A 10488-nucleotide genomic window follows, 5' to 3' on the forward strand; every position below is an offset into this window, starting at 1 on the left:
ATTGGATGCTTACACTATAAATTGGATGCCAAAGGATTCATGTTCCTACGTAATATTCCAAGAACTTGCGTATAATACTAATTTGATGATGGGATATCTACTATCATAATTGAATCTGCACCATTACCAAAATGTACTTGATGTATTATCAAATCCAACATTTAATTTTTCTTTCTCAACCATTCGCTTAAACAACTCACTCACTACAAAAGTAGATTTGTATGTGGCATCTCGCACAATCAGCATTTCCTCGTCTATGGAGTCTTTGATTACTTTCGGTTCACTTAGGATTCTACTCCCGTCTGTCAATATTCTATAGCCTGATTTTTCATAATCAATGATTGGCTTTATACATTTTATTCTGCCCAGGTAGAAGACGTAGGTGACATCATTAAGGAGTATTTGGCATGGATGGAAATCAATTTTGCCGGAAAGATATTGTTTCGTTCTCTCCATAAACCTTTGCGAGAACAGCGGAATACCGCCAAACCGACTGTTTTCCAAATAGTCTGCTTGAGCAAGCAATTGGTGCGTAAATCCCTTTTGGGCAACTCCACTGAACTTAACGTTGACAATATATTTCTCATCTTCAATATCTGAAAAGAAATACCTTGATAATTTGTCGTATGAACCATTTAAGGTGACAAATGTATCTTTCTTATTGATGTTTTTTCTTAGAAAGAACCACATAATGTTTTAGTTTACGCCGGCATACACTACGTCTCCACGTTCAGTGGCAAAACTTAGGTACGTACCTTTTTAATGGCATAGAACAAAAGACACCGCAAAGTTGCGATGTCTTTAAGTTCCTTATTTCTCTTTTTATTTCACCTTATACGTCGTTCTCACCGTGATGCTAGCCACCTTTTCTTTGCTGCTTGTGTTGAACGTTCCGCCCCAGCTGTATTCCTCCTCGCTGTTAAGACCTACAATTTGGAACACGCCCATTGATGAAGACACAATTGCGCCAACCTTCGAATCGCTACCCTTCGCGATGGTTTGAGCGCGTTCGTATGCGTTGGCCGATGCTTGGTTAAGCATCTCCATCTTCAAGTCGTTTAGCTTTGTGTAATAGTAGAGCGGTTTCTCACTACTGAAATCCATTCCGCGATTGTACAGCTCGGAAATGCGTTGGTATACGCTTTCTACGCGTTTGAGGTCGTTAGAACTAACCGTGAAAGTCTGCGAAACGGCGAAACCATTTTCAAGCGTTACGTATTTGCGGCTGTCTTCATCCCAAAAGTCTTTCGTACGTTTGCTGATGTCCACGCTGCTCATTGTTATTTCCTTTTCGGGAATGCCGTGCGTTTGTAGGTATTGGCGCATCACGCGAGCTGCCTTTTCAAACTCGGTAAAGGCCGAACTACGTGTAGAGCCCTCGGCATTAACCGAGATTTTCCAAACGATAAGGTCGCTCGTAATCTGTTTTTCGGCCATACCGGTAACGTTGATGTTGGGTTCTCCCTCTCTGAAATTCTTGAAACCTGCGGCTATTAGCCAAGCCCCGATAACAATTACTACTCCGATAATGGAGGTGATAATGATTTTTGTCTTGTCCATACGATATTAAGTTTATTCGTTCATTAGCTCATTAGTTTACCAATCCGCGTGTATTCGTGAAAGGTTATACTGATTGCTCTTTTTGCAAAAATAGCGAAAAGAACGATAGGTTGTTACAATTTCGCCTTGTTTTTTCACGCGGACATACATTTTTAAATAGTTTTAGGTTTTCTCGTTGGGTCTCTTTCGGTTTAAAATGCTTAACTTTGCAATACACATTATATAATGCCTCACGAAACATGTATTATCTCGAACGACTTTGGATTTGGATTACCCGACTAAACTGTTGCCGCGGTTTCGGCATTCAGTCGCCGTCGGCCTATTCGTTCGTGCGTTACGTGGTTAACGAGCATTATCCCTATTATGCCTACGCCGACTTAGCCGATAGCTTTCCACAATTGGGCAAACGCGAGCGCAAGTTGGGCGAGTTTTATTTCCGTCTGGCCAATTTCGCGCAGGCCAATCAGTGGCTTTGTTGTGGCCCGATACCGCATTGGCTGGGCCCTTACGTGCAGGCGGGCTGCAAAAGAGCGGCCGTTGTGGGGCTGGAAGATGCAGACCTACGCGCCATCGCCTCGACAGAACAGCCCATTGTGGTGCATCTGCTCGACCCTTTGCATGCCGAAGAAGCCTGCCTACGCCTGCTGCCGCTGCTCAACGAGCAGGCCATACTCATGATAGACGGCATCGCCTGTTCGCGTCAGGCCAGGCAATTGTGGAAACAATTGCGCCGCTACACGCGCACGAGCGTAACCTTCGACCTGCATTATTGTGGGCTGGTTTTCTTCGATACCGCACGCCCCAAGCAGCACTATGTTATCAACTTTTAACCTAACGCTCCCTCCCTCTAATATGAAAGTTTACACTAAAACAGGCGACAAGGGCACCACAAGCCTTGTGGGCGGTGCGCGCATAGACAAGTCGCACGCCCGAATTGAGGCGTACGGCACCATTGATGAACTTAATTCTGCCTTGGGCTATCTGCTTGCGCTGTTGCCCGAAGGTTCGCATGTGGCCTTGCTCGAAAGTGTTCAGCACGCGCTTTTCAACATCGGTTGCCACCTCGCCACCGACATCGAGCCAGGCAACGAAACGGATGCGCCTTGTCTCGACCCATCTTGCGCTGTGCAACTAGAAACGGCTATCGACCAGATGCAAGCAAAATTGCCGCCCCAAACCCACTTTATCTTACCAGGGGGAACGGCTGCGGCAGCCTGGGCGCACGTCTGTCGCACCATTTGCAGGCGTGCCGAACGGCGTGTTGTAGCCCTATCGCACGAGGCACACGTGTCTTTCTCTGCCTTACAATACCTTAATCGGCTCTCCGATTACCTATTCGTTTTGACACGTTTTATCAACCACAATGCCGATTTGTCGGAAAAAACTTGGCAAAACACTTGCAAATAACAATAAAAGTGTTATTTTTGCAGCCTAAACCGAAAACATTAACAAGAAAAACTATTAAGATATGTATTGGACATTGGAATTGGCATCTAAACTAGAAGATGCGCCTTGGCCTGCAACCAAGGAAGAACTCATAGACTATGCTATGCGTTCGGGTGCACCTTTGGAGGTGTTGGAGAACTTGCAAGAGATAGAAGACGAAGGCGATGTCTACGAGAGTATCGAAGATATTTGGCCCGACTATCCTACAAAGGAGGACTTTCTCTTCAACGAAGACGAATATTAATCATATTGAAAAGGGGGATGTGTTTGGGTAAAAGCCCAACACATCCCCCTTTGCTTTGCTTAGTGGATGGCGTAACAGAGCTTTGCACTAGCACTATGATGCCCCAACGCAGTTAAAACGGCCTGGTAAATGCACAGAGAACTGGGGAGCCTTCGTGTAACAATGGTTCACTTAGTTGCCTAGCCCATTGCTCCCCAATCATTATGCAGCCCGCTTGCCACCGTCTTAACCTTCCCTTTACTCCACCTTCCACCTCACTACTTATGTTTAGAAAACTTTCGCGGCTCAGTCGCCCTTGGCTTATTTTCCTCGCCATAACTGCTTGGTTGTTAGTTATGGTGCTATCTTTTATCTTGGCTTATAGCTATGCGCGCAGCGTGGCCGCAAACGATGGCGTTGAAATTCCAACGTTATGGCAATTCCTCTTTGGCGATTAGCCAGCATTACTGGCGCAACAACAAGGCACGGCACACTTGTTGCATCGTGATTGAAACGCGTTTAGGGCAGCTTTTACAACGCTTAATCGCCCTTTTTATCTAATCAGTAGGTATCTTGGCGTTTTAGCCTTGTACTCCAAATACTCTTTCCCGTAGGTTTGTGCGCAATAACGCTCTTCTCCAAGGATGGTGAAGTGCATCGCAATACCGAAGGGAACTGTGACGATGAGCAGCCAAAGCGAGGCCGAAGCAATACAGGTGCCGAGCATCCCTGTGAAAAAGAAGAAGTACATGGGGTTGCGCGACCAGCGATAGATGCCGCTCTTGATTGTTTTCCCTGCTGGGTCGATGCCATAACTATGAAAGGACCAGATGAAGGCGGCAAACGAAAGCGCAAAGATTGTGCTGCCTATAAGAAACCATGCCGTTCCCAATTTGAATGGAACGAAGATTGAAAGCACAAGCAGAACTATTTGAAGAAATGTGCTTACCATCGCCCAAAACTTGTCGCGAGGCGTATACCACGACGTGTCTACCGCGCGCTTTCCCACTTCGCGGAAGATAGCCATATAAACAAGCTGTATCACTACCATGCCAAACGCAGGTATCCATGCGTTAAGCCAGCCTAGTTTGAGGGTTGTGAAGAATGATAAATCTAACATATTGCTTTGAGTTTATGAGGTTATGAGTTGGTGAGTTTATGATGTTATGAGTTGGTGAGTTTAGGAGGTTTTGAGTTGACGAGTTAACCAGTTGATGAGTTCACCAGTCTCAAATTCATGGGCTCGCGAATATATGAGTCTACTCGATTACCCTTTTTACAAAGATAAGACAAATTGTTTAACGGCACAATCACCAAAAATAGTGATTTTGTTCGCCGCGTTTTATCTGCAACTTGATGCCTTGGCAGCACATGTTTCTTTGCCACGAGCCTGCTTTTGGTAGACATTCATTATTTTAGAAGTCTTCCGAAAAACAGTTGAACGTGGTTCTTGAAATATCTTAGCCCATCAAAGCCCTTTCCAAAATCACGTATGTTGCCGATTATTTTCGTAACTTTGCACCATGCAAACAAAAGAAAAAGAGCTGATATTGCTAAGTTTCGACACCGAAGAGTTTGATGTTCCGCGCGAGCATGGCGTAGACATCAGCTTGGAAGAAGGCATGCGCGTGTCGGTAGAAGGCACAACGCGCATTCTCGATTGTCTGAAATCTAACGGCGTTCGCGCCACTTTCTTCTGCACGGGCAACTTCGCCGAGCAGGCACCGCGCCTTATTCGCCGCATCATGGACGAGGGGCACGAGGTGGCTTGCCACGGAGTGGACCATTGGAAACCTGTTCCCGAAGACGTATGGCGGTCTAAAAACATATTAGAACGCGTAGCTGGCGTGCCCATGCGCGGCTATCGGCAGCCCCGAATGTTCCCCGTGAGCGACGATGCACTGGCCGAGGCGGGCTATCTGTACAACTCTTCGCTCAATCCTGCCTTTGTTCCAGGCCGTTATATGCACCTCACCACGCCCCGTCGTTGGTTTATGAAGGGCGAGGTAATGCAAATTCCAGCCTCGGTTACACCCCTTTTGCGTTTTCCTTTGTTTTGGTTGTCGTTGCACAATCTGCCCCAATGGCTGTACAACGCCATGGTTAGGCGCGTGTTGCGGCACGATGGCTACTTTGTAACCTACTTCCATCCGTGGGAGTTTTACGACCTCAAAGAGCATCCCGAATACAAGATGCCCTACATCATACGCAACCATAGCGGAATGGATATGGTTAACCGACTAGACCGTTTGGTAAAGATGATGAAACAGCGCAATGCAGAGTTTATAACCTATACCGAGTTTGTTGAACGAAAGAAGGGGGAGAAGAAATGACGCGATTGGCTATTGTTTCGCCTTGTTACAACGAAGAGGCGGTGCTAGATTCCTCGGTGGCGCGCCTAACACAGCTGCTCGACACGCTAGTTAGCTTGGGCGATGTGTCGGCCGAGAGCATGATCGTGTTTGTAAACGATGGCAGCACCTCGTTTTCGGTGTGCCCCATATAACTTATATCACATTATTGTAGTCTGGTAAAAGTTTAGAAACCGCAAATATGGTGTCCAGATTGCCAATAAATAGGGAAATTAGTTTCACCTCATGAAAAGTAAGCCCCCTTTCTGTTTGTCGCAATCACTTTTTTAGCGTACAGCAATAATTTAAAGGCCATCGCGCAATGATTTGTTGTACGATTTAAGTTTTACCGGGCAACAATATTTGAGAATAAGCTCGAGGCTCTGCTCTTGCGGATTGAAAAGAGTAGGCTATTAGAACCATTCTAAGCCAATCTTTATCTCGAAATGGCGTACGGATCTATACGAGTGAAGAACTTCCAAAACTGCTAATTTCCAATACAACAAATCTGTTGGAAAGTATTAACTTGCAGCTTAAAAGAACACTGCATGATGGTCAGGAATTGAATGAGGTAACAAAAGAAGTTTATAGATGTATTCATAAATACAAAAAGAGGGCCGCAATGACCTGTCTGCCAAATGTCTATAACGTCGCTTTTTATAATATCTTCTGTAAGTGTAAGATAATATTTTCAAGTTGTGAAGTGTGGTTTTACAGAAACTTATCGTAAATTTGCACTTACAATTTCAATTTATAGAAAGACTAATTATAGTGTTGGAATCTCTCACAAGTCATTTACATCAGTTAGGCAAGCCCTTTCTTAAGTTTCTTTTGATTGGTGTGCTTAATACGATTATAGGAACTACCATTATGCTTGTATGCTACAATATTTTTCACTTAGGGTATTGGTTGTCATCAGCACTTGACTATTCGCTGGCAAGCATTGTTAGTTATATCCTCAATAAACGTTTCACATTCCAATATAAAGGAGGAATATTATGGTCGCTGGTCCGCTTTATAATTAATATTGCTGTTTGTTATTTCATTGCCTTTGGATTGGCTCGTCCTATGGTACGATATGTCTTGGCAGGACTATCGTTGTCATTTGATAAACCAACATTAGAGAACATTGCAATGTTGTTGGGTACTGGTTTGTTTGTAATTATTAATTTCTTGGGGCAGAGATTTTTTACATTTAGAGAAAATGAAAACAGTAAGTTTACTCATACCATGCTATAATGAGGCTGCTAGCCTACCATCACTTTATCAGGCATTAAAGGAGTTGATGGATTCTCACAACCTATATACGTGGGAGGTTCTTATGGTAAATGATGGTAGCACGGATGATACACTTCGTATTATCAAGGAACTGCGTGCAAAGGACCAACGCATTTGTTACATTGATTTGTCACGGAATTTCGGTAAGGAGAATGCAATGCTTGCAGGGTTCGACCATGTTACAGGTGACTGTGTGGTCATTTTGGATGCTGATTTGCAGCATCCTCCACATGTTATCCCGCAAATGTTAGAGAAGTGGGAAGAGGGTTATGAGGATGTCTACGGCAAACGCCTTGCAAGGGGTAAGGAATCTTGGTTGAGAAAAAAGTTCAGCCTTATGTTTTATAATGTCCTTCAGAAATCTGCACGATATGACATCTTGCAGAATGTTGGCGATTTTCGTTTGTTGGATCGTAAGTGTATTGACGAACTCTGTAAGCTGCGCGAAACGGAGCGTTACACCAAAGGAATGTATGCTTGGATAGGTTTCAAGAAAATAGGTGTTACGTTCACAACGCAGGATCGTATGGCCGGCGCGAGTCACATGAGTGTTAGAGCATTGATTTCTCTAGCTGTAGAGGGTATTACTTCCTTTACCGTGTCTCCTCTCAAATGGTCGATGTATCTAGGTATGTTCTTCTCATTGATTGCCTTCTTCTTTATGATTTATACGCTGATCCATACCTGGTTATATGGCGATCCTGTGCAAGGATACCCAACGCTCATAACTGTTATCCTTTTTTTAGGTGGCATCCAATTATTATCTCTTGGTATTATCGGCGTTTATTTAGGCAAAGTCTTTAATGAAATCAAGAGGCGTCCTGTCTATGTCGTGGGCGATATGGAAATGAATAAAGATAAGAGAACATCAGGAGCAGGCTAACCTCTTTCCAGTAAAGCAGAAGTACAACACCGACAAATGCCACTTCTTGGCGCACAAGTCTTGCGTTGGGAGTTGGCATTTTCTTGTTTCTTTGCCTTTCACGGCCTGGACATTTAAAAAAGAATTTCTAAGTATCATGCGACATATAGAAATTCTAATCGTTTTCTTGTTTGTAGTACCTTTACGCATCTTGCCCTTTGGAGAGCGTTTGTGGGTGAGGCTGATAATTCTTCACCATCATTTCCCAGCAAAGTTTCAACCAAACGATAAGGCAAGGCAGGGCTTTGAGTGAGTAGGCTTGGATGTATTCGCGCTTGATGGCGCGCGGATAAAGGTCGGACGACCCCATGCTTGATAGCAAGAAAACGAAGACTAGTAGCCAAACATCGGCCTTACCACGTTGCCAAGGGGCTGCAAAATACCATACGCACACGCCGCTAAGGGCGATGATGTACGAACTAGACTCGCTCCCTGTACTGAAAAGCACCGTGAAAAGCAACACCGAGGCTAGTAAAGTCATGCGGAAACCCTCGTTTCGCCATTGCTTGATGCGTAGATAAGGTAGGGCGAAAAGCACAAGGGCGGGGGCAAGCAGCCAAAGGTCGGAGTATTCGGGGGTGCCCAACATGCGCCTAACCATACCCAATGCCGAGATGTTTTGTGCCACTGATGCCAGGTTTTCGCCGTTTTTCTCAACCAAATTCACAAACCACTCGTGGCATTGGCTCACTACGTAAGCTGGACTACTGATAATCATCGGTGATACGAACAACACAACACCCCAGAACAGCAACGATAACACGAACTTACCCTTATGTCGCGAGAAGAAGAAAAACGCCAAACCAACGATGCCATAGAGTTTAACGAAGGTGCCAAGCACGATGAGGCAGGCCGCCCAAAAGTCGCGTTCTTTCTCTATTAAGGCGTAACTGGCGATGATGATGGCTGCAATGGCGATGTTGAACTGCTGCATGAAGAGCGACGTGAGCAGTGTTTCGGAACAGAACCAAAGCACGAACATCTGCTGCCAACTGCTAAACGTGCTCCGCGTTATGGCGAAATAGAGGGTTAGCGAGAGGGCGATGCACCAAAACACAAGCCCTAGGGGTATGGGCATCAGCGCGAAAGGTGCTATTACGAGCGAAAAGAATGGACCGTAGTGGTTTACATCGTAGTATTCTAGCGGATATTCTGCGTAGAGTGATGTTCCTTGCAGCGTATGCCAAAACACACCGCGGAAGATGCGGAAATTGTTGTCGGTGCGATTGTATTTCAACACGGCGGCAATAACCGATAACGCAATCCACAACCAAATAATAGTGCGGCGGTCGTGAAAGAAGGGTTTGGCAAAAAACGTCTTAGCCTTTGTTGTGAAGTTGGATGACATGTTTTTGAGGTGGTGAGTTTTTGAGTTTATAAGTTTCTGAGTTGCTATTTGAGGCGGTGAGTATTTGAGTTGATGAGTTTGTGAGTTGTTGTTTGAGTTTGTGAGTTTGTAAGTTTATAAGGTGGTGAGTATTTGAGTGTGCGAGTTTCTTGGTTTTCAAGCCTTTTATCTAGACTTATTTGCGTTATATTTCTTAACGCGGAGTTGAGAACTCAAAGGCTTACTATCTCATAAACTCAAATACTCACCAACTTATAAACTCAAAAACTTACCACCTCATAGACTCAAGAACATACCATTCGCCACACGGTTGCGATGAGCGTAGTCATTACAATACCGAGGGCTAAGGGCAGCAAAGTGGCCACGATGGTCCATTTGGCACTCTTCGTTTCCTTATAAATGGTGTAGATAGTGGTGGAACAAGGGTGATGCAATAGGCAGAAAACCATCAGGCAAACGGCCGTCAGCATGTTCCATCCGCCCAACAGCAGTATTTGTTTGGTTTGTTGTTCGGTGCCTTCCATCAGCACGCCAGCTGCGCCCATGTCGCTTTGTCCCAACACAAGCATCGTCAGCATCATTACCGTTGGTATAACAATCTCGTTGGCGGGAATGGCCAACACGTAGGCAAGAAGTATCACGCCGTTCAGCCCCATCAGCCATCCGGGCTTGTCGAGTAGCGATATAAGGTGCTGGGCAATGGTGGCATCGGCCACGTGGATGTTGCAGCAAAGCCATATCAATGCGCCTGCCGGGGCGGCAAACACAAGGGCACGCCACAGCACAATCAGTGTGCGGTCGATGATAGAGGTGTAAAGCGTTTGCCAAAACTGGGGCGGACGATAGGGCGGAAGTTCGAGATGGAAGGTGGAAACCTCGCCGCGAAGGATGGTTCGCGACAGCAGCCACGAACTGCCGAACATGAAACCAACGCCCATAAGCACCACCGTCATCACCGCTACCAGCGAAACCATGCTGCTATATCGTGCAGGAACGGCTGCGCCGATAAACAGCGTGGCCAACAATATCTGTGTGGGCCAGCGGCCATTGCATAGCGAAAAGTTGTTGGTGATGATGGCAATGAGCCGTTCGCGTTGGCTGTCGATGATGCGTGTAGACACTACGCCGGCCGCATTGCAGCCAAAACCCATGCTCATGGTTAGGGCCTGCTTGCCGTGTGCCCCCGAACGGCGAAACAATTCGTCGAGGTTGAAAGCTACACGAGGCAGATAGCCGAAGTCTTCGAGCAAGGTGAAGAGGGGGAAGAAAATGGCCATAGGCGGCAACATCACCGATACCACCCACGCTGTGGCAAGGTAAACGCCATCTACAAGCAAACCCGTGAGCCACCAAGGGGCTG

General features: G+C 45.8%; 11 protein-coding genes and 2 pseudogenes. 8 read left to right on the forward strand and 5 right to left on the reverse strand.

The window, feature by feature from the left end; translation table 11 throughout:
• Positions 1-123 precede the first annotated feature (123 nt).
• Both BN93_RS12565 and BN93_RS12570 read right to left on the reverse strand, forming a co-directional pair.
• Complete coding sequence (locus BN93_RS12565; RefSeq protein ID WP_019188675.1) at positions 124-690, reverse strand: hypothetical protein; 567 nt, start codon at positions 688-690, stop codon at positions 124-126.
• A gap of 132 nt (positions 691-822) precedes the next feature.
• Positions 823-1560: an SIMPL domain-containing protein gene (locus BN93_RS12570; protein WP_009231304.1), complete on the reverse strand. Its 738-nt coding sequence runs from the start codon at positions 1558-1560 to the stop codon at positions 823-825.
• Positions 1561-1766: 206 nt separating this feature from the next.
• Here BN93_RS12570 and BN93_RS12575 point away from each other — a divergent pair, with 206 nt between their 5' ends.
• The 3 genes from BN93_RS12575 to BN93_RS12585 all read left to right on the forward strand — a co-directional run bounded on the left by BN93_RS12575 (position 1767) and on the right by BN93_RS12585 (position 3250).
• Positions 1767-2390 carry a hypothetical protein gene (locus BN93_RS12575; RefSeq protein ID WP_157462851.1) on the forward strand — a complete coding sequence of 208 codons (624 nt, stop codon included), beginning with the start codon at positions 1767-1769 and terminating at the stop codon, positions 2388-2390.
• 22 nt (positions 2391-2412) lie between these two features.
• A complete protein-coding gene (locus tag BN93_RS12580; RefSeq protein ID WP_019188677.1) occupies positions 2413-2967 on the forward strand; it encodes a cob(I)yrinic acid a,c-diamide adenosyltransferase in 555 nt (184 codons plus the stop codon).
• 61 nt (positions 2968-3028) lie between these two features.
• On the forward strand, positions 3029-3250 hold the full coding sequence (locus tag BN93_RS12585; RefSeq protein WP_009231301.1) for a DUF2795 domain-containing protein: 222 nt from the start codon (positions 3029-3031) through the stop codon (positions 3248-3250).
• 532 nt (positions 3251-3782) lie between these two features.
• On the opposite strand, the gene BN93_RS12590 is transcribed toward BN93_RS12585, so the two are convergent.
• Positions 3783-4349 (reverse strand): methyltransferase family protein, encoded by a 567-nt coding sequence (locus BN93_RS12590; protein WP_044260751.1) that lies wholly within the window; start codon positions 4347-4349, stop codon positions 3783-3785.
• A 403-nt stretch (positions 4350-4752) separates the two neighbouring features.
• Here BN93_RS12590 and BN93_RS12595 point away from each other — a divergent pair, with 403 nt between their 5' ends.
• The 5 genes and pseudogenes from BN93_RS12595 to BN93_RS12605 all read left to right on the forward strand — a co-directional run bounded on the left by BN93_RS12595 (position 4753) and on the right by BN93_RS12605 (position 7741).
• Complete coding sequence (locus tag BN93_RS12595; protein ID WP_019188680.1) at positions 4753-5562, forward strand: polysaccharide deacetylase family protein; 810 nt, start codon at positions 4753-4755, stop codon at positions 5560-5562.
• Positions 5559-5708 (forward strand): annotated as a pseudogene (locus BN93_RS17745) (glycosyltransferase); the annotation flags it as partial. The gene BN93_RS12595 and the pseudogene BN93_RS17745, both read left to right, overlap by 4 nt.
• 329 nt (positions 5709-6037) lie before the next feature.
• Positions 6038-6206, forward strand: a pseudogene (locus tag BN93_RS19180) (IS256 family transposase, variant Zn-binding type); the annotation flags it as partial.
• Between the two features lie 145 nt (positions 6207-6351).
• Positions 6352-6819 carry a GtrA family protein gene (locus BN93_RS12600; protein WP_198007525.1) on the forward strand — a complete coding sequence of 156 codons (468 nt, stop codon included), beginning with the start codon at positions 6352-6354 and terminating at the stop codon, positions 6817-6819.
• Positions 6785-7741, forward strand: coding sequence for a glycosyltransferase family 2 protein (locus tag BN93_RS12605; protein ID WP_019188683.1), 957 nt, complete (start codon positions 6785-6787; stop codon positions 7739-7741). Before BN93_RS12600 ends, BN93_RS12605 begins: the two co-directional genes overlap by 35 nt.
• A 181-nt stretch (positions 7742-7922) precedes the next feature.
• Here the strand turns inward: BN93_RS12605 and BN93_RS12610 are convergent, their stop codons facing one another.
• The gene (locus BN93_RS12610) at positions 7923-9128 is read right to left on the reverse strand and encodes a glycosyltransferase family 87 protein (RefSeq protein ID WP_019188684.1); all 1206 of its coding nucleotides are present in this window, start codon (positions 9126-9128) and stop codon (positions 7923-7925) included.
• 284 nt (positions 9129-9412) lie between these two features.
• Positions 9413-10488, reverse strand: a 1076-nt coding sequence (locus tag BN93_RS18720) for a nucleoside recognition domain-containing protein (RefSeq protein ID WP_044260754.1), incomplete at its 5' end; no start/stop codon positions are given.

Source organism: Prevotella conceptionensis 9403948, from assembly GCF_000312305.1.
GTDB lineage: Bacteria > Bacteroidota > Bacteroidia > Bacteroidales > Bacteroidaceae > Prevotella > Prevotella conceptionensis.